Below are 18520 nucleotides of genomic sequence, written 5' to 3'. Positions count from 1 at the left end.
GCGCGAAAGACCCCAACGCCCGGATGGTTTCTATTTGCTACCGCGGAAAGCCCTGCCCACAGCCTGCGTCATCAAACTGTAGTGACGGCGCGCTAAACGCCCTGAACGCTAAAAGGGTGAAAGACTCATATGACGGAATTTGCACCGGATGCCGGCTTCCGCAAGAACCGGAAACTCAAGGCAGCTCTTCTCCGCCACAATGCCTTCTCCAAGGCGGGCTTTTCGGAACGGCTTTTTGGCCTGCTGTTTTCCGGTTTGGTCTATCCGCAAATCTGGGAAGATCCCGACCTCGACATGCTGGCGATGGAGCTTCAGCCGCAGCACCGCATCGTGACGATCGGCTCCGGCGGCTGCAACATGCTCGCCTATCTCTCCAAAAGCCCGGCGTCGATTGATGTGGTGGACCTTAACGCGCATCACATCGCCCTCAATCGCCTGAAGCTTGCGGCGTTCCGTCACCTTCCCGGACACGCCGACCTCGTTCGCTTCCTCGCCACACCGCGCGAAACGTCGAACAGCCGTGCCTTCGACCAGTTCCTCGCAGCAAATCTCGACGAGACAACTCGGAACTACTGGAACGGCCGCAAGTTCGGCCGTCGGCGCGTGACGGTTTTCGACCGCAACATCTACGAAACGGGTCTCCTCGGTCGGTTCATCGGTGCAGCCCACCTGCTTGCCCGCCTGCACGGCGTCGACCTGACGGAGATGACCAAGACGCGCTCGCTGCGCGAGCAGCGCCAGTTCTTCGACGAGAAGATCGCGCCGCTCTTTGACAAGCCGGTTGTGCGCTGGATCACCGGCCGCAAGAGCTCGCTGTTTGGCCTTGGCATCCCGCCGCAGCAATACGACGAACTGGCAAGCCTTGCTGCCGACCGGTCCATTGCTCCGGTCCTACGCCACCGTCTTGAGAAGCTCGCCTGTCACTTCCCCATGCAGGAAAACTATTTTGCCTGGCAGGCTTTCGCTCGCCGCTACGCGCCAAGGGGCGAAGGCCCGCTTCCGACCTATCTCGAGCCCGCGAACTACGAGGCGATCCGTGCCAATGTGGATCGCGTCAACGTTCATCACGCAAGCTTCACCGAGCTGCTCGCCGGCGAGCCGGCAGCCTCGCGCGATCGCTATATCCTCCTGGATGCACAGGATTGGATGACGGACCAGCAACTGAATGATCTATGGGCCGAGATCAGCCGCACAGCGCGTGAAGGCGCTCGGGTGATTTTCCGCACCGCGGCCGAAAAGAGCATCATCGAAGGACGCCTGTCGCCTGCGATCCGCGATCAGTGGACCTACATGGAGGAACGCTCGATCGAACTGACGGCGCTCGATCGCTCGGCGATCTATGGCGGCTTCCATATCTACAGGAAGACCGCGTGAGCGGGGTCGACACGAACCCGGTCGCAAAGGACGACGACCACGCCGCCCTGATGGACGGCATGTACCGTTATCAGCGCCACATCTATGACCTGACGCGCAAGTATTACCTGCTCGGTCGCGATCAGACGATCCGCAATCTGAATGTGCCGGCAGGCGGTACCCTGCTGGAGGTAGGTTGCGGAACCGGCCGCAACCTCGCACTTGCCCACAGACATTATCCGCAGGCTAAGCTCTACGGCCTCGATATTTCGGCGGAGATGCTGATCTCCGCGCGCAAGACATTCGATACCAAAGCCACGCTCCCGGATTTCCGTGTCGCGGACGCGACGGCCTTCACGCCGCGCGAGTTCGGCGTCGGCGGCTTTAACCGCATCCTCATTTCCTACGCGCTTTCTATGATTCCCGACTGGGAATGCGCGATCGACTCGGCCCTGGCCGCCCTAGCCCCGGGCGGCGAGTTGCACATCGTCGATTTTGGTCAGCAGGAACGCCTGCCGGGCTGGTTTGCGGGTCTTCTCAAGGCATGGCTGCGAAAATTTCACGTGTCGCCGCGTGCCAATCTGCGGCAGGTTCTGGAGTCTCAAGCCTCTGAAAACCAAGCACGACTGACGTTCGAGACCATCGGCGGCGGCTATGCCTGGCGGGCGGTCATTGTGACCAAACCTTGACATTTCGCTTGAAACTAACCGAATTTTTACGTTGATATGGAAAATAGAGGGGACATTCCTCTGCTGGACGCGTTTATCACGAAGGTCGAGCTGTGGGGCAAAAATTCCATTCGTTTCGCGACGGAACATCTATGCGCCGGCTTCTGTTTTGCGTTTTGCCGTTGGCTGTCATGCTCGCCGGGTGCACGTCATCGGGCTATGACTATCTCGAAACAGCGTCCGTAAAGCCGAAGACGCGCTTCAAGGACACTGATCCTCAGGACTTCGGAACAAAGCATCCGGAGAAGCAGCCAGTTCACGGCATCGACGTCTCGAAGTGGCAGGGCGATATCGACTGGCAGACGGTCAGGAACTCCGGCGTCGCTTTCGCATTCATCAAGGCGACCGAGGGCAAGGACCGCGTCGATTCGCGCTTCAATGAGTACTGGCAGCGCGCCCGCGCCGCGGGCATTCCGCACGCTCCCTATCATTTCTACTATTTCTGCTCGACGCCTGATGAACAGGCCGATTGGTTCATCAGCAACGTGCCGAAAGACTCGATGCGACTGCCGCCTGTCCTCGATGTCGAATGGAACTCAGAGTCTAAGACATGCCGTTATCGCCCTGATCCAGCCACGGTGCGCGCACAGCTGCAGCGCTTTATGGACCGCCTCGAGGCCTACTACGGCAAGCGTCCGATTATCTACACGTCGGTCGATTTCCATCGTGACAATCTCGTCGGCTACTTCCAGAATTATCACTTCTGGGTTCGCTCCGTCGCCAAACATCCCGAAGTGACCTATGCCGACCGCCGATGGGCCTTCTGGCAGTACACGTCGACGGGCGTCATCCCTGGTATCAAGGGCCCGACGGACATCAACGTTTTCGCCGGATCGACGCAGAACTGGCACAACTGGGTAGCCGCCGTATCCAAGGACACAAATTCTTAGTAACGTCCCCTCGTCTTTCTTGCTTCCGTCACAATCATCTGGGAAATCGACGGAATTCCATTGACGACGAGGATCGAAACTATGCACCGCTCGCCCGCAAGCCGCACGGCACTTGCACTCCTTTTTGCTGCCGGTCTCGCCACCGGCGCTGCCGCACAGACGCAGGCACCGAGTGCACCGGGTTCGCAGGCGGCCGCCCCGGCATGTGATGGTGATCTCGCTGCGTTCTTGGCCGGCGTAAAGGCCGACGCGATTGCAGCAGGCGCATCCGCAGAAGCCGCCGACAAGGCACTTGAAGGCGCACAGATCGACCAGAAGGTCTTGAGCCGCGACCGCGCGCAGGGCGTGTTCAAGCAGACCTTCCTGGAATTCTCACAGCGCACCGTCAGCCAGGCCCGCCTCGATATCGGCCGCCAGAAGATGAAGCAATATGCGGATGTCTTCGCCCGCGCCGAGCAGGAGTTCGGAGTGCCCGCCGGCGTCATCACGGCCTTCTGGGCCATGGAAACGGATTTCGGCGCTGTGCAGGGCGATTTCAACACCCGCAACGCGCTCGTGACGCTGGCTCATGATTGCCGGCGGCCCGAGTTGTTCCGCCCGCAGCTGATCGCCCTTATTGAAATGGTTCAGTATGGTGATCTCGAGCCGGCAACCAACACAGGTGCCTGGGCCGGCGAGATCGGTCAGGTCCAGATGCTGCCCCGCGATATCGTCGCTTACGGGATGGATGGTGACGGCGACGGCCATGTGCGCCTCAAGCAGAGCGCTCCCGATGCCATTCTGACGGCAGCAAAATTCATCCAGCATCTCGGCTTCCAAAAGGGGCAGCCCTGGATCCAGGAGGTCACACTTCCCGAGAGCCTCCCGTGGGAAAAATCCGGTATTGGCGGCCCTATGACGGCCGGCGATTGGTTTGCCCTTGGTGTCAAGCCGCGTGACGGCAACACGAGCTTCGGCAACCTGCATGCCGACCTGATCCTGCCCCAGGGCCGCCTCGGCCCGACCTTCATCGCCTACCCGAACTTCCAGATCTACCTCGAGTGGAACAAGTCGTTCATCTACACGACGTCGGCCGCTTATTTTGGGACCCGCCTCGCCGGTGCCGAGCCCTATCTCAAGGGCACGCCCGAACAGGGCCTTTCCAATGATCAGATGAAGGAACTGCAGACGAAGCTTGGAACGCTCGGCCACGACGTCGGCAAGGTCGACGGCATCCTGGGTTCGGGCACGCGCGTTGCCATCCAGAAGGAGCAGCAGCGCCTCGGCATGCCGGCCGACGGCTGGGCAACGCCGACGCTCCTTAACTCCCTCTGATCGCGCATCTTGAGCGCACGCTTTCGGGCCGGGTGTCAGACCCGGCCTTTTCATTTGCGCGGATTATTCCATGGTTTCAGACGCTTCAGGCAAAGCCTTCATCTTGCCGCAAGTGTGAAGGCGGGATCGCCGACTTTAACGGCAGGTTAAAATCTGTGAATATTTTTCTGCGGGAATTTCTTTCGCAATTTCAGTGAATTAGTTGCGGCCTCGCGTCCGTGATGTGACATTTTCGCCGCAGTGCAGTATAAAATCCGCTTTCCAAGCGACACAATCACGACATATTATCGCACCGTTAACGCGAGGAGACAGACATGGGACTTACACAATCCTTGAATGTCCTTTTGGTCAGCGCGGCGTTTGCATTCGTATTGACAATGCTTTTCATCTGAACGTCGTGCCGATTGAACAGTGCCGAGACTCCTGAGTAGCGAAACAGTTCAATGAATCGGAAAAGCGCATCCCACGAGGAGATGCGCTTTTCTTTTTGTCTTCCGACAGGAGCAGCCTATGCTGCGGCACCGGCCTTCTTGGCACCGTCCCGCGTGAAGCCGAGATTGGTCAGCACAGCCGAGACAAGCGGCGCACGATTCATCGTGTACAGGTGAAAGTCGGTGAGCCCGCGACGGGCCAGGTCTTCGATCTGTTCGGCTGCAACCTCAGCCGCAACCTTTGCTCTCTCTTCCGGCTTGTCGTCGAAGCCCGCAAAGCGCTCATCCAGAAACGCCGGTATGAGAGTGCCGCAGGCGCCGGCGAAGCGCTTCAGCTGCGTCAGGTTCTGGATTGGCATGATGCCCGGCACAACGGGAATATTGATACCGGCGGCCCGCACTTGCTCCAGATAGCGCTCGAAATTGTCGTTGTCGAAGAAGAATTGCGTCAGTGCCCGGGTCGCGCCGTTGTCCGCCTTCTGCTTCAGCATGTCGATGTCGGCAGCGGTATCGCGGCTCTCGGGATGCTTTTCGGGATAGGCAGAGACCGAAATCTCGAAATCGCCAATCTCGCGCAGTCCGGCAACCAATGCCGCCGCGTTTGCATAGCCGCCGGGATGCGGCTGGTAGGGCGCGCCGACGCCGCCCGGAGCATCGCCGCGAAGCGCTACAAAATGCTTGACGCCAACCTTGCGGAAGGTCTCGATGACGCTGTGCGTCTCATCCTTCGTCGCCCCGACGCAGGTGAGATGCGATGCCGTGGCAAGGGGAGTCTCGGCGAGAAAGCGCGAGACGGTCGCCAGCGTCGGTGCCTTGGTGGTGCCGCCGGCGCCGTAGGTTACCGATACGAAGTCAGGATCCCAGTCCTGCAGCTCGCTGACCGTGTTCCACAGCTGACCTTCCATCTCTTCCGACTTCGGCGGAAAGAACTCGAAGGAAATACCGATCTTGCGGCGCGCGGCGCTGTTCAAAGCCATATGATTATCTCCCGGCAAATATGGGTTCGGCGCCTTCGCTCGCTGAGGAGGCTATGAGACGCCGGGGGTCGCGCGCAAGCCAGACGGTGACGGTGAGCCCCTGCCCGCTTTGATGACCCGGATGAAGGTCGACGACCTGCTCGACATCCAGCCCCGCCTTCCGCAGCCAGTCGGATATCGACTGATGCGAGAAGCCGAGGCGAACATGCGCATGCTCGTCACGAAGGTATTCCAGCCCATGCGGTGCCAGATCGATAATGACCAACCGCCCGCCCGGCCGCAGCATACGCGCCGCCTCGGAGATCGCGATCTCGGGCTGATCGAAAAAGTGCAGCACCTGGTGGATCGTGACCACGTCGAAATCCTGCGCCTCGAACGGCAGGTTCAGGATATCGGCGTGACGAACCGATGCCTTGGTGATCCCTGATTTGTCGAGATTGGCACGCGCCACGCTCAGCATATCGCGGCTGGCGTCCACGCCGATCGCCCGGCGATAGAGGCCGGACAGGAGTTCAAGGATGCGACCCGTCCCGGTGCCAAGGTCGAGGAGCGAGTCAATCGGCTGGCTGCCGAGCAGCCGAATGACGGCGGCATCGACCTCTTCATCGGCGGCATGCAGCCGGCGAAGCTCGTCCCACTCGGCGGCGTTGCGGCTGAAATAGGCCTGTGCGCGCTCCGCCCGCTGGCGCTTCACCGCAGCCAGGCGCTCGCTGTCACGCAGGATCACCGGATCATTCTCGGAAGCATGCGCCAACAGACTGCGGACGAAAATGACTGCCTTGCCATCCTGACGCAGCCTGAAATAAGCCCAGGCGCCCTCCTGGTAGCGGTCGATGAGATCCGCTTCGCCGAGCAGCTTCAGGTGGCGAGAGATGCGAGGTTGGGACTGGCCGAGGATTTCGGTAAGATCAGTGACCGTCAGGTCTCCCGCCGCGAGCAGGGCCAGCAGTCGTAGACGTGTCGGCTCACCGGCCGCCCTGAGGACGTCCACCAACGCATCCAGTCCGAGTCTGATAGGCTCACCCATATCCGATCCAATCAACATATAAAGATATCTTTATGTGAATCGAGAGGGCGTGGCAAGACGCAATTCAATCCGTTCACGAAATTAGCTGCTCGGATCGCGACATCAATGCGCGCAAAAAAAGCCCCGGCGAACCGGGGCTTCAACGCTTAAAGCCAATATCCGATGATCAGCGCGTCAAGCGCTTGTAGGTCACGCGCTTCGGATTGACCGAATCGGCCCCGAGGCGGCGGATCTTGTCCTGCTCGTACTCTTCGAAGTTACCTTCGAACCACTCGACGTGGCTGTCACCTTCAAAGGCGAGGATGTGCGTGGCCAGACGGTCAAGGAACATGCGATCGTGGCTGATGATAACGGCGCAGCCGGCAAAATTCTCGAGCGCATCCTCAAGGGCTGCCAGCGTTTCCGTGTCGAGGTCGTTGGTCGGTTCGTCGAGCAGAATGACATTGCCGCCGGCCTTCAGCATCTTGGCGAGGTGCACGCGGTTGCGCTGACCGCCCGAAAGCGTGCCGACCTTCTGCTGCTGGTCGCCGCCCTTGAAATTGAAGGCGCCGCAATAGGCGCGCGAATTCACTTCGTGCTTGCCGAGCTTGATGATGTCGTTGCCGCCGGAGATTTCCTCCCAGACGGTCTTGTTGCCGGCGAGCGCGTCGCGGCTCTGGTCGACATAGCCGAGGTCGACAGTCTCACCGATGCGAATGTCACCGCTATCGGGCTTTTCCTGGCCGGTGATCATGCGAAACAACGTCGTCTTGCCGGCACCGTTCGGACCGATGACACCCACGATGCCACCGGGCGGCAGCTTGAAGGTCAGGTTCTCGATCAGCATGGTATCGCCGTAGCCCTTGGTGAGGTTCTCCGCTTCAATAACCACCTGGCCGAGACGCTCGCCGACGGGGATGACGATCTGCGCATCGCCGGGGCGACGGGCGTCGGCCGCAGCGACCAGTTCGTCGTAAGCGCGGATACGGGCCTTGGACTTCGCCTGACGCGCCTTCGGGCTGGAGGCGATCCACTCCTGCTCGCGGCTGATCGCCTTCTGGCGGGAGGCCTCTTCGCGGCCCTCCTGCTGCATGCGCTTCGCCTTCGCCTGCAGGTAGGCCGAATAATTGCCTTCGTACGGGATACCACGGCCACGGTCGAGCTCGAGGATCCAGCCTGTGACGTTGTCGAGGAAGTAGCGGTCGTGGGTAATCATCAGGACGGCGCCCGGATATTCGCGCAGGTGCTTTTCAAGCCAGGCGATGGTCTCGGCGTCGAGGTGGTTGGTCGGTTCGTCGAGCAGCAGCAGATCAGGCTGCGCAAGCAGCAGGCGGCAGAGCGCGACGCGGCGCTTTTCGCCACCCGAGAGCTTTTCGACCGAGGACTCGCCGGGCGGGCAGCGCAGCGCGTCCATCGCCATTTCCACCTGGCTTTCGAGGTCCCAGAGGTTCTGGCTGTCGATGACGTCCTGGAGCTTAGCGCCCTCTTCCGCCGTCTCGTCGGAGTAGTTCATCATCAGCTCGTTGTAGCGGTCGAGGATCGCCTTTTTCGGGGCAACGCCTTCCATGACGTTCTCAAGGACCGTCTTGGAAGCATCGAGCTGTGGTTCCTGCGCGAGGTAACCGAGCGTTGCGCCGTCGGCCAGCCATGCCTCGCCAGTATATTCCTTATCGAGGCCCGCCATGATGCGCAGCACGGTCGACTTACCAGCACCGTTCGGGCCGAGAATACCGATCTTGGCATCCGGATAGAAAGAAAGGTGGATGTTCTCCAGCACCTTCTTGTTGCCGTAAGCCTTGTTGAGGCCGGCCATATGGTAGATGAACTGACGTGCCATTGATAATTCGCTCCGCGGGGGATTTAAGTTTTGCCGCTATGTAGGCGAATTGAGCCAAAGGAGCAACGCGCGAGGGCCAAAAACCGGAGGCTTTTGCAACCGTCGTCGGGATCGGAACCTGGCACGCTGCTCTGTAGTCGCCTTGTATGGCCTAAAGGTCGACGGACCGGACTTGGTTTTTGGTGAGCGGGATCAAAAGCCGGCGGCGTCCACGACGCCCTCATTGCAGCCGAACGACGTCCGCCCTGCCCCTTGGATAAGGTCGCGCAGGCTCGTTTCGCCATTCGATGTCGCGGCTTCCGAAAGACCGATCGTGAGTTCGCTGATGACGCGGTTTCCACCGGCACGCCGGCAGCTCATCTTGACGCGATCTCCGGCGCCAGCGCCAAAGCTTTTGTCAAACACGGCCTTGATCGCCTCCGCCGTCAGCGGCTTGCCGATATTGGTCGCGAACAGATCGCGGACCGCCGAAGCATTGAGCTCGTCGATCAGCCGGACAGACGTGGCGAAATAGTCGTCAGCACTCAGCTTGGTGCAGGTACCGTGTTTGATCCACTCATGCCGCTCCAGGCCGGATTGCGTTCCAGGCATCGCCTTTGCGAGTGCGGTCTTGGTCGCAGCAGACAGCTCCACCGCCGGCAGCTTGTTCCAGTCTCCGTCCTTGTCCGCGGCGCGCAGGTCGCCGGAGACGTCGCAATAATCCTTGCGCATCGGCCATAGCCCGTGCAGCGAGAAATTGGTCGCATCGAACCTGTCCTTGGTCTGGCTGCCGCATTCCGGTTTGCGCTGGTTGGTTTCGCAAAAGGCAGGCTGCCAGCTGGCCGCCAGAACGAAGCGCGTTCTTCCGGCGGCATCCTGGGCTCCCGCAACGCCGGCAGCCGCGATCGCCATCAGGAGTGCAGCCATACGCAGAAATGCATTGTTCATTTTCATCCCCACAAGGAACAATTCATGAACAAGAAATCACGCCGGCTTTATTTTCACAACCCTCAATCCGTAGGATGCGAAAAATCCGGTCGCATAAATATTTGGATGTGTTGCATTTCCCGGGCGATCTGATCTTCTCCCGCCAATGGGAGGATATGATGTTTGCAGATACGCAACGCCTTGAAACGGCGAACGCCTCGCTTGGATTTCATCACGAACCGGCGCAATCCGAGGCACGCGGAATTATCCTTGTCTCCCATGGACTGGCCGAGCATTCCAAGCGTTACGCCCGCTTTGCGGTGGCGATAGCGGCGCGTGGCTACCATGTCTTCGCCTTCGATCACCGTGGGCATGGCGAGACGACCGCGGCCGACGCACCGATCGGGCGTTTTGCGCGCAGGGAAGGCATAAGGCAGGTGATCGATGATGTCGGTTCGGTCCGCGACCACGCCGTGACACAGTATCCCGGTCTACCAGTCATTCTTTTCGGACATTCGATGGGAGGCCTCATTGCGCTTAACGCGGCAGTCACGCATCCGGAGAAATATGACGCCCTCGCCGTCTGGAACTCCAATTTCAACCCCGGCTTATCAGGACGGGCCGCGCAGGCGATCCTGCTCGCCGAACGTGCACTGAAGGGCTCTGATGTTCCGAGCGGCATCCTGCCGAAGCTTACCTTCAGCACCTGGGGCAAATCCATCGCCGGCCGTCGAACCGACTTCGATTGGCTAAGCCGCGATCCTGCCGAAGTCGACAAGTATATCGCGGACCCGCTGTGCGGCTTCGATGCCTCGGTGTCACTCTGGCTCGATATTTTCGAACTCACATTTCGCGCCCCGCAAATGACGCATCTGGAACAACTGCCGAAGCAGACGCCAATCCATCTTGTCGGCGGCGGGCAGGATCCGGCAACAGATGGCGGAAAAGCGGTGATCTGGTTGTCAAACCATTTGAAAGCCCATGGCTTCTCCCGTATCACGACGCAGATATATCAGGACATGCGCCACGAAACGCTGAATGAAATTGGAGCGGACGCGGCCATCGCTGCATTCGCCGATTGGTGCGACGAAGCGATCGCAAGATTCTGAACTGAAGGATTTTGCGATGAGCAATGGTATTTCTTTCCGCCCCGCAGCCGCTTCGGAGGTCTCGACCGGCATTCTGCTGATGTTCCTGTCGGTGCTCGTCTCGCCAATCATCGACATCTTTTCCAAGCTCGCAATAGCTACGATTCCCGCGGCAGAAATCACGGCCGCGCGCTTCGTCGTGCAGGCCCTCTGCATGCTGCCGATCGTCATCTGGCGCGGAAGCTGGAAGACCTTCGCCTGGCGCGCCAACATCTTTCATGCCATACGAGGCGCCATCATAACCATCTCCATGGTCTCCTTTGTTACGACGCTGAGGTACATGCCGGTTGCCGATGCCATCGCGATTTTCTTCGTCGAACCCATCATATTGACGATCCTGAGCAGCATCTTCCTCAAGGAGACAATCGGTTGGCGCCGCTACGCCGCCTGCGGCGTCGGCTTTTTCGGCGCGATGCTGATCATCCAGCCAAGCTTCCAAGAGGTCGGCTACGTCGCGCTTCTGCCTGTCGTCAGCGCCTTCTGCATCGCCATCTTCGCCTTGATGACCCGCGTGCTTTCGCATCGGGAAGATCCGTGGGCGATGCAGCTTCAGATGGGCATCTGGGGCCTGCTGTTCTGCGCCATCCTGCTGGCTTTCGGCAGCGCGACGGGTTCCGACGTCTTTGACGCGGTGATGCCGGATGGCCGTGGCTACCTCTACCTGCTCGGCGTCGGTGTCACGGCGGCCATCGCCGGCATCTTCGGCGTCTATGCCTACCGTGCAGCGCCCGCCTCGACATTGGCGCCACTGCAGTATTTCGAGATCGTGTCGGCCACCGTCTTCGCCTGGCTCGTCTTCGGCGACTTTCCGGATGCGCTCAAGTGGCTCGGCATCTTCATCATCATCGCATCGGGCTTGTACATCATCTGGCGCGAGCGACGCTTTGCATCGAAGCCGGTATCCGATACACCTCAATCGGCCCTGGCGCCCTGATCTGCTCGTGAGAGGAACATGACAGACAATCAGCCCCAAAAGCCGCCGCTGTCCGGCATCCGCGTCATCGAGCTTGCACGCGTGCTTGCAGGTCCATGGGCGGGCCAGATGCTGGCCGATCTCGGCGCCGACGTGATCAAGGTCGAAAACCCAGATGGCGGCGATGACACCCGGCACTGGGGACCACCCTTTGTCGAGGGTGCCGACGGCGAAAACCTCTCCGCCGCCTATTACCACGCTGCCAACCGCGGAAAGCGTTCGATCACCGCCGACCTGAAGCGTGAAGAGGATCAAGAACTGGTCCGCCGCCTTATCGCCACGGCCGATGTCGTCATCGAGAACTTCAAGCTCGGCGGGCTCGTGAAATACGGTCTCGATTACGAAAGCCTGAAGGAAATCAACCCGAGGCTTGTCTATTGCTCGATCACCGGCTTCGGCCAGAACGGTCCCTATGCCAGCCGGGCAGGCTATGACTATATCGTTCAGGGCATGTCCGGCTTCATGTCGATCACCGGCGAGCCGGACGGACAGCCGATGAAAGCAGGCGTTGCGACCGCCGACATCTTTACCGGCATCTACGCGGTCGCAGCCATCGAGGCAGCGCTCATCCACGCGCAGAGGACCGGCGAAGGGCAGCTGGTCGACATGGCGCTGCTCGACGTCCAGTCGGCCGTGCTCGCTAACCAGAACATGAATTATCTCGTGTCCGGCCGTGCCCCGACGCGACTTGGAAACGCGCATCCGAATATTTCGCCCTATGAAGTCGTGCCGGCCGCCGATGGCTATCTGATCCTCGCGGTCGGCAATGACGGCCAGTTCCGACGCCTGTGCGCGATCCTCGGCCTTGAGGGCATTGCCGACGATCCGAGCTTTTCGACGAACCAGGCGCGCGTAGCGAACCGTGACGAGGTTCGCAGGCTGATTTCGACCGAAACGTTGAGATGGCAGAAGGCCGACCTGCTGCGGGCCTGCGAGACGGACGCCGTTCCGGCCGGCGCGATCAATACCATCGAGGAAATGTTTGCGGATCCACAAATCCAGGCGCGTGGGTTGCGGGTAGATCTCGCCGACGCAACGGGTACCGTCATTCCCGGCGTCAGGACGCCGGTCGTGCTCTCGCAGACGCCCTTGCGTTATGAGCGGCCGAGCCCGCGGCTGGGAGAGCATCAGGAGGAGGTTCTGGCGGAGCTCGCCGAACTGGAGGAGAAAAGATCATCATGAGAAGAACCGGCGGGGAACTGATCGTCGAGGCCTTGAAAGCGAATGGGGTGAAACGCCTCTCCTGCGTGCCCGGCGAGAGTTTCCTTGCCGTTCTCGATGCGCTTTATGACAGCGACATCTGCGTGGTGGTCTGCCGTCAGGAGGGTGGCGCGGCCATGATGGCCGATGCCTGGGGCAGGCTCACCGGCGAGCCCGGCATCTGCATGGTAACGCGCGGGCCTGGCGCCACGAACGCCACGGCCGGGCTGCATATCGCCAGGCAGGATTCCATTCCGATGATCCTCTTCATCGGGCAGGTCCAGCGCGACGCCCGCGAGCGAGAGGCTTTTCAGGAGGTCGAGTTCCGCCGCGCCCTCACCGAATTCAGCAAGTGGGTGGGCGAGATCGACGATGCTGCTCGCATTCCCGAGTTCGTCACCCGCGCATTTGCGATCGCCACGTCAGGCCGTCCCGGCCCCGTCGTCTTATCACTGCCCGAGGACATGCTGCGCGACGAAGTGGAGGCGCCCCGCGCCAAGCGCTATTCGCGCGTCGAAGCGCATCCCGGTCGTCGTCAGATTGACGACCTTTACCTGCGACTGCTCAAGGCGGAGCGACCGATGGTCATCGTCGGCGGCACACGCTGGGATGCGGATGCCGTCGCCGATATGAAAACCTTCTCGGAACGCTTCGCCCTGCCCGTCGGATGCTCGTTCCGTCGGCAGATGCTGTTTGATCATCGACACCCCAACTATGCCGGTGATGTCGGCATCGGCATCAACCCTGCACTGGCGAAGGAAATCAAGGAAAGCGACCTGCTGATCCTGCTTGGCGGGCGCATGTCGGAAATGCCCTCCTCCGGCTATACGCTCATCGACATCCCCTATCCGCAACAATCGCTCGTCCACATTCATCCGGATCCCTCAGAACTTGGCCGTGTCTACAGGCCCGACCTCGCAATCTGCGCGAGCCCGAGTGATTTCGTTGCGGATCTTGCTGATCTCGAGGCACCAACCGAACTCAGATGGGCAGAGCGCACCGAACGGATGCACCAGGCCTACATTGCGTGGTCGACACCGCCGCAGAGCGGTCCCGGCCCAGTCCATATGGGGCCGATCATGGAGTGGATCGAGGCAAATACGCGCCCCGATGCAATCTTCACCAATGGCGCCGGAAACTATGCCACCTGGCTGCATCGGTTCCATCGTTTCCGTCAGTTCAACACCCAGGCGGCACCGACATCAGGCTCCATGGGTTACGGCCTGCCGGCCGCGGTTGCTGCCAAGCAGCTCTTTCCCGAACGCGAGGTCATCTGTTTCGCCGGGGACGGCTGCTTCCTGATGCACGGCCAGGAATTTGCGACCGCCATTCGCTATAACCTGCCCATCATCGCCATTGTCATCAACAACGGCATATACGGCACCATCCGCATGCATCAGGAGCGCGAGTATCCCGGTCGCGTCAGCTGCACCGACCTCACGAACCCGGACTTTGCCTCGCTTGCGCGCGCTTACGGTGGCCATGGGGAAACGGTCGAGACGACGGAAAGCTTCGCGGCCGCCTTTGAGCGCGCACGAGCGAGCGGCAAGCCCTCGATCATCGAGGTAAAGCTCGATCCGGAAGCCATTACCCCGACGCGCACGCTTTCCGAAATCGCCCAAACAAAAAGCCGGTGAGCGAACCCACCGGCCTTCGAATTCGCAATGCCGCCGACTTAGTCGAGGGCGGCCGTAACCGTGAACTCGACCTTGTACTTCGGCGCAGCAAGCTTGGCTTCGCTGGTCGCGCGAGCCGGCGTGTTGGCCGGATCGACCCAGGCTTCCCAGGCAGCGTTCATTTCGGCGAAGTAGGACATGTCGGAGAGATAGATCAAGGTCTGCAGGATCTTCGACTTGTTCGAGCCGGCTGCAGCGAGCAGGCGATCGACTTCTGCTAACGCTGACTTGCACTGCTCGGTGACGCTTTCGCCTTCGCCGACCTGGCCAGCGAGGTAAACGGTGTTGCCGTGGACAACTGCACCGCTCATGCGGGCGCCGGCGTCGATACGCTTGATGCTCATGATGTTCTCCTGTTTGCGAAACGAACGACGCCGCTGGAATCGAGCAGCGCCGGATTTGGTTTGCCGATCGGCACTAGGCGCGAATGTGGTGCGTCTTCTGATAGATCGCGGTCGAGCGGGCGCCCGAGCGGCAGTAGCCGAGCATCGGGCGCGGGAATTCATCGAGCGCATCAACCATCCCCGTGATCGCCTCTTCGGTAACACCCATCGGGCCGACCGGCACATGTGCGATATCGAGGCCGAGTTCCTTGGCGCGCGCTGCTACCGGTGCATACGGCGTCTGGTCCGGGCTTTCGTCGTCCGGGCGATGGCAGACGATCGATTTGAAGCCCATGGCCTTGATCTGATCGAGATCCTCGACCGAAATCTGACCGGAAACCGAATACTCGTCGTCGATCTGGCGAATGTCCATCGCTAATCCTCCTGAAATCGTGGGCTGAATGACTACGCCGCCCCATGCCCAGCGTCAACCGCAGATCACTCAAACGAAGGCGAAGCTGAGTGCATAATGTCGGCTCTCTCCGGGCTTCAGCATGACGAACTCGCCCGATGCCTCCAACTGTGAACGCGACACCCAGCGATGGGATACCGGCTCGATTCCAAGGACGTCGGCGGGCGCTTTCTGATTGCGCCAGACCTGCAGGTGCGGCAACGTCTCGGCAAGAACGCGCACCCGGAGAACCTTGCCGCCGATTGCGGCGATCGGGCCAAGGCGCACCTCGGCAAAGCCGCCTTCCGTTGCCGGCGCCTCGAGGCAGAAGATACCACCCGGCTCCTCGCCGAAATTCCACGGAAAGCCACCACCCTCGAGCATCTTGCCTTCGAGGCGCGTGCCGGCATCAAACCATTTGCCGCCGATATTCATGTGGTACATCAGGAAGGTCGGAACGATCTTGTCGCTCGTATTGACGACCTTGTCCGTGAGGCGCGCCTCCCCCGTGTTGCCGTCGATGAACCAGTGGCGTTCGATCCGGACCGACAAGCCCTCGACCGTTACGATATCTATATCCGCCCGGCACTCGGCATTGCCATTGTCGAACTTCGTCCACAGAACCTTGGCTGCGTGCCCGGGCCCGGACCCGTGCAAGGGATAGACCTTTCCGTCCGCCCGCCCCGGAATCGGTTCGCGGTGACGGATATGGTCCGGCCCGCAGGTAAAGAGAAAGCCTTCGACCGAATGCGATATGCGCGCATCGCCGTCGTCGGGGACCGCCTTCTTGGGAGCGATGTCGACGCCATCGACGACACAACCGCCGATATCCATCAGCGACGTTTCATCCAGCATCAGTGTCGGCCCTTTGGCGGCGGCAAATTCGATCATCGTTCAACGTCCTCCCGGTCGCGGCTTGCGCACCGTTATGTCTCGGCAGGGATTTCGTCAATCACGACGGCGCGCCTTGCCGCGTGGAACCGACTAGTCGCTCCAAATGTTTATGACTAAAGGAGAAATCACGGGATTTTTATCTTTTGTTCAGCACGATTTCATAAATTCCACACTAGCGTCAAAATTCGCAGGTGTGTGTCGGCCAAGTCACTGAAGGGTATGAAGACGTGAATCGCTTTGTAATAACGGGATTGTTTGCCGCAACTGCCCTGCTCGCCATCGCGATCGCAGCGCCATCTGCCGATGCCCAGCAGTTTTACAACGGACGCCAAGGCGACGTTGTCTTCGTGGCGCCGAACGGTGACATCCTTGACTATGTCCCGTCGGGCGCGGCTTACGCGCGTGATCGACGCGGCAACCGCGTGCTCGTCGATCCCTATGGCAATGTAATCGCGACCGAGATGCGGGCCCGCGGCTACTACCCGCGCCCGCCGGTGCGCGACGCGTACAACAACGATGTCTATTATGGCGACGATCCCTACGGCGATGGTCGTTACGCTGAGCGGGGCGCGGTGACCGGCTCGATCCCGCGCAACACTCCGGTCGACCGCCAGCCGCTCGAGGACCAACCCTATCCGCAAAGCGGCGACGACTATGCGTCCATCGAGCAGGATCAGCAAACGCCGGAAATGTTGCAGCCGAAGCCGTCTCAGGAGCCGGTGATCACGCTCAAGAACAAGTCGAAGTCCGAGATCGTCGCATTGCAGGTATTCCTCGACCGCGCTGGAGTGTCCCCTGGCGCGATCGATGGCCGCATGGGCGCGAACGTCACCAAGGCGATCTACGCCTATCAGCAGATGACGGGCGAGACGCTCGACCCAAACAACACCGACGCAATTCTCGAGCAGTTGCGCATGAGTGGCGGCCTGCCGCTCGTCAGCTACACCATTACGCCTGCGGATGCCGCGGGGCCGTACGTTGCGGAAATTCCGGAGGACTACGCGCATAAGGCTGCGATGTCATCGCTCGGCTACACCTCCACGACGGAAATGCTCGCCGAGCGCTTCCATATGGACGAAGGCTTCCTGAAGCAAATCAATCCGGGCGTCGATTTCACGGTCCCCGGCACGATCGTAAAGGTCGTCAATCCCGGTGAAGTGAAGACCGGATCGGTCGCACGCATCATCGCCGACAAGGGCCGCAAGCAGGTCTTTGCCTATGACAATGCCGGCAATCTCGTCGCCGCCTACCCCGCCTCGATTGGCTCCACAGATACGCCTTCGCCCTCCGGTACGGTGACCGTCGAGCGCGTCGCCTTCAATCCGGGCTATACCTACAATCCGAAGATCAATTTCCAGCAGGGCGCCAACGACAGGATATTGAACATTCCGCCAGGTCCGAACGGCCCGGTCGGCACGGTGTGGATGGCGCTTTCCAAGCCGACCTACGGTATCCACGGGACGCCGGAACCATCGAAGATTGGCCGCACCCAGAGCCACGGCTGCATCCGCCTGACGAACTGGGATGCAACCGAACTGGCGAAGATGGTCAAGCCAGGCGTGACAGTCGAATTCACCGACTGATCTCTGCTGCCCGTTTCACCCAAAAAAATGCGCCGCAAAGGGCGCATTTTTGTTTTGCAGACAGTTTTTCCGCTAGGCGGCCGAGCGGATCAGCGGGCCAGTGCTGCGCGCAGGCTCCGGAAGCTTCACCGGAACCTTGCCGATGATTTCCTCAGCGAAACAGCGGGCATTCTCCCGTGCCTTGTCGAGGTTGCTCACGCGAGCCGGATCAAGGGAATGCAGCGTGCCGCCGCAGTCAAAGATATCGCGGAAGGCGGAGCGCTCGATGATCGCGGTATCGAGTACCGGCACCTGACGCTCGCTCAGCAGCGACTTGACGATCGAGAGCGCTCGCGTCGTCACCATCGAATTGACGCGCGTCAGCACGACCGAGTGTCCGATACGGATACCCGCCTTCTCATCCAGATATTGCAGCAACTCGAGGACCTGCGCGCCACCACGCGCGTCCATCGCGCATCCCTGGATGGGAATAAGGACATGATCGGAAAGGCCGATCGCCGTCGCAAGCAGCGGGTTGCGCGCACCCGGAAGATCGATGATGAAATAGTCCGTGTTCTGCTTGTTTTCCGATATGTGCAGCGGCAAGGACGCCGACGTGACGAAATCGATCACCGAGATATTCGCCACATGCCCGGATACCTCATGCCACCGCGTGATCCAGTGCTGCGGATCGGCATCGAGGATTGTCACCCGATAGCCCTTCTGGGCAAGCTCGGTGGCGAGAAGAAGTACGGCTGTGGTCTTGCCAGCGCCGCCCTTGGTGTTTGCGAAAGTGATGACTGGCATGTTCGGTCCTCGAAGGGAAGATGTGAGCCTTTCTATGGCTCTGC

General features: G+C 60.5%; 17 protein-coding genes. 9 read left to right on the top strand and 8 right to left on the bottom strand.

Features of this window, described 5'->3' with window-relative positions:
• Window positions 1-129: 129 nt before the first annotated feature.
• The 4 genes from K9B32_RS00310 to K9B32_RS00295 all read left to right on the top strand — a co-directional run bounded on the left by K9B32_RS00310 (window position 130) and on the right by K9B32_RS00295 (window position 4285).
• Window positions 130-1374, top strand: coding sequence for a DUF3419 family protein (locus tag K9B32_RS00310; protein WP_224559950.1), 1245 nt, complete (start codon window positions 130-132; stop codon window positions 1372-1374).
• A 50-nt stretch (window positions 1375-1424) separates the two neighbouring features.
• Entirely contained in the window at window positions 1425-2042 is a 618-nt protein-coding gene (locus tag K9B32_RS00305) for a class I SAM-dependent methyltransferase (protein ID WP_224560345.1), read from the top strand.
• 131 nt (window positions 2043-2173) lie between these two features.
• Window positions 2174-2971, top strand: coding sequence for a GH25 family lysozyme (locus tag K9B32_RS00300; RefSeq protein ID WP_224559949.1), 798 nt, complete (start codon window positions 2174-2176; stop codon window positions 2969-2971).
• 81 nt (window positions 2972-3052) lie between these two features.
• On the top strand, window positions 3053-4285 hold the full coding sequence (locus tag K9B32_RS00295) for a lytic murein transglycosylase (RefSeq protein ID WP_224559948.1): 1233 nt from the start codon (window positions 3053-3055) through the stop codon (window positions 4283-4285).
• 508 nt (window positions 4286-4793) lie between these two features.
• Here K9B32_RS00295 and metF read toward each other — a convergent pair.
• From metF to K9B32_RS00275, 4 genes are all read right to left on the bottom strand, one after another.
• On the bottom strand, window positions 4794-5693 hold the full coding sequence (gene metF, locus K9B32_RS00290; protein WP_007802352.1) for a methylenetetrahydrofolate reductase [NAD(P)H]: 900 nt from the start codon (window positions 5691-5693) through the stop codon (window positions 4794-4796).
• Window positions 5694-5697: 4 nt separating this feature from the next.
• Complete coding sequence (locus K9B32_RS00285) at window positions 5698-6720, bottom strand: ArsR/SmtB family transcription factor (RefSeq protein ID WP_224560344.1); 1023 nt, start codon at window positions 6718-6720, stop codon at window positions 5698-5700.
• Between the two features lie 166 nt (window positions 6721-6886).
• On the bottom strand, window positions 6887-8536 hold the full coding sequence (ettA, locus tag K9B32_RS00280) for an energy-dependent translational throttle protein EttA (protein ID WP_224559947.1): 1650 nt from the start codon (window positions 8534-8536) through the stop codon (window positions 6887-6889).
• 192 nt (window positions 8537-8728) lie between these two features.
• A complete protein-coding gene (locus K9B32_RS00275) occupies window positions 8729-9463 on the bottom strand; it encodes a ribonuclease T2 family protein (protein ID WP_224559946.1) in 735 nt (244 codons plus the stop codon).
• A gap of 158 nt (window positions 9464-9621) precedes the next feature.
• Between K9B32_RS00275 and K9B32_RS00270 the strand changes: the two genes are divergently transcribed.
• Genes K9B32_RS00270 through K9B32_RS00255 form a run of 4 tightly spaced genes read left to right on the top strand, consistent with a single transcriptional unit; the run spans window position 9622 to window position 14400 of the window.
• Complete coding sequence (locus tag K9B32_RS00270; protein ID WP_224559945.1) at window positions 9622-10551, top strand: alpha/beta hydrolase; 930 nt, start codon at window positions 9622-9624, stop codon at window positions 10549-10551.
• A gap of 16 nt (window positions 10552-10567) precedes the next feature.
• On the top strand, window positions 10568-11524 hold the full coding sequence (locus K9B32_RS00265; RefSeq protein WP_224559944.1) for a DMT family transporter: 957 nt from the start codon (window positions 10568-10570) through the stop codon (window positions 11522-11524).
• An 18-nt stretch (window positions 11525-11542) separates the two neighbouring features.
• Window positions 11543-12745: a CaiB/BaiF CoA transferase family protein gene (locus K9B32_RS00260; protein ID WP_224559943.1), complete on the top strand. Its 1203-nt coding sequence runs from the start codon at window positions 11543-11545 to the stop codon at window positions 12743-12745.
• Entirely contained in the window at window positions 12742-14400 is a 1659-nt protein-coding gene (locus tag K9B32_RS00255) for a thiamine pyrophosphate-binding protein (RefSeq protein ID WP_224559942.1), read from the top strand. The genes K9B32_RS00260 and K9B32_RS00255 overlap by 4 nt, the downstream gene beginning before the upstream one ends.
• Before the next feature lie 38 nt (window positions 14401-14438).
• Here the strand turns inward: K9B32_RS00255 and K9B32_RS00250 are convergent, their stop codons facing one another.
• The 3 genes from K9B32_RS00250 to K9B32_RS00240 form a co-directional block, all read right to left on the bottom strand.
• Complete coding sequence (locus tag K9B32_RS00250) at window positions 14439-14783, bottom strand: RidA family protein (protein ID WP_007802370.1); 345 nt, start codon at window positions 14781-14783, stop codon at window positions 14439-14441.
• Between the two features lie 73 nt (window positions 14784-14856).
• Window positions 14857-15195, bottom strand: a complete 339-nt coding sequence (locus K9B32_RS00245; RefSeq protein WP_224559941.1) for a TIGR01244 family sulfur transferase — start codon at window positions 15193-15195, stop codon at window positions 14857-14859.
• 69 nt (window positions 15196-15264) lie between these two features.
• Window positions 15265-16104 (bottom strand): DUF4432 family protein, encoded by an 840-nt coding sequence (locus K9B32_RS00240; protein WP_224559940.1) that lies wholly within the window; start codon window positions 16102-16104, stop codon window positions 15265-15267.
• Window positions 16105-16334: 230 nt separating this feature from the next.
• Between K9B32_RS00240 and K9B32_RS00235 the strand changes: the two genes are divergently transcribed.
• Window positions 16335-17690, top strand: coding sequence for a L,D-transpeptidase family protein (locus K9B32_RS00235; RefSeq protein WP_224559939.1), 1356 nt, complete (start codon window positions 16335-16337; stop codon window positions 17688-17690).
• A 72-nt stretch (window positions 17691-17762) separates the two neighbouring features.
• Here K9B32_RS00235 and K9B32_RS00230 read toward each other — a convergent pair whose 3' ends face one another.
• Window positions 17763-18476 (bottom strand): ParA family protein, encoded by a 714-nt coding sequence (locus K9B32_RS00230; RefSeq protein WP_224559938.1) that lies wholly within the window; start codon window positions 18474-18476, stop codon window positions 17763-17765.
• Window positions 18477-18520 lie beyond the last annotated feature (44 nt).

It is taken from the genome of Rhizobium sp. 3T7 (genome assembly GCF_020166565.1).
Taxonomy (GTDB): domain Bacteria; phylum Pseudomonadota; class Alphaproteobacteria; order Rhizobiales; family Rhizobiaceae; genus Rhizobium.
The sequence above is the reverse complement of the archived record's forward strand: the minus strand, read 5'-3'. Positions and strand labels throughout refer to the sequence as shown.

Excerpts from the sequence above, each read along its gene's own strand:
- K9B32_RS00285 (WP_224560344.1), bottom strand. The coding sequence starts at position 6,720 with ATGGGTGAGCCTATCAGACTCGGACTGGATGCGTTGGTGGACGTCCTC.
- K9B32_RS00270 (WP_224559945.1), top strand. The coding sequence starts at position 9,622 with ATGTTTGCAGATACGCAACGCCTTGAAACGGCGAACGCCTCGCTTGGA.
- K9B32_RS00310 (WP_224559950.1), top strand. The coding sequence starts at position 130 with ATGACGGAATTTGCACCGGATGCCGGCTTCCGCAAGAACCGGAAACTC.
- K9B32_RS00295 (WP_224559948.1), top strand. The coding sequence starts at position 3,053 with ATGCACCGCTCGCCCGCAAGCCGCACGGCACTTGCACTCCTTTTTGCT.
- K9B32_RS00265 (WP_224559944.1), top strand. The coding sequence starts at position 10,568 with ATGAGCAATGGTATTTCTTTCCGCCCCGCAGCCGCTTCGGAGGTCTCG.
- K9B32_RS00240 (WP_224559940.1), bottom strand. The coding sequence starts at position 16,104 with ATGATCGAATTTGCCGCCGCCAAAGGGCCGACACTGATGCTGGATGAA.
- ettA (WP_224559947.1), bottom strand. The coding sequence starts at position 8,536 with ATGGCACGTCAGTTCATCTACCATATGGCCGGCCTCAACAAGGCTTAC.
- metF (WP_007802352.1), bottom strand. The coding sequence starts at position 5,693 with ATGGCTTTGAACAGCGCCGCGCGCCGCAAGATCGGTATTTCCTTCGAG.
- K9B32_RS00300 (WP_224559949.1), top strand. The coding sequence starts at position 2,174 with ATGCGCCGGCTTCTGTTTTGCGTTTTGCCGTTGGCTGTCATGCTCGCC.
- K9B32_RS00275 (WP_224559946.1), bottom strand. The coding sequence starts at position 9,463 with ATGAACAATGCATTTCTGCGTATGGCTGCACTCCTGATGGCGATCGCG.
- K9B32_RS00245 (WP_224559941.1), bottom strand. The coding sequence starts at position 15,195 with ATGGACATTCGCCAGATCGACGACGAGTATTCGGTTTCCGGTCAGATT.
- K9B32_RS00230 (WP_224559938.1), bottom strand. The coding sequence starts at position 18,476 with ATGCCAGTCATCACTTTCGCAAACACCAAGGGCGGCGCTGGCAAGACC.
- K9B32_RS00260 (WP_224559943.1), top strand. The coding sequence starts at position 11,543 with ATGACAGACAATCAGCCCCAAAAGCCGCCGCTGTCCGGCATCCGCGTC.
- K9B32_RS00305 (WP_224560345.1), top strand. The coding sequence starts at position 1,425 with ATGGACGGCATGTACCGTTATCAGCGCCACATCTATGACCTGACGCGC.
- K9B32_RS00255 (WP_224559942.1), top strand. The coding sequence starts at position 12,742 with ATGAGAAGAACCGGCGGGGAACTGATCGTCGAGGCCTTGAAAGCGAAT.
- K9B32_RS00250 (WP_007802370.1), bottom strand. The coding sequence starts at position 14,783 with ATGAGCATCAAGCGTATCGACGCCGGCGCCCGCATGAGCGGTGCAGTT.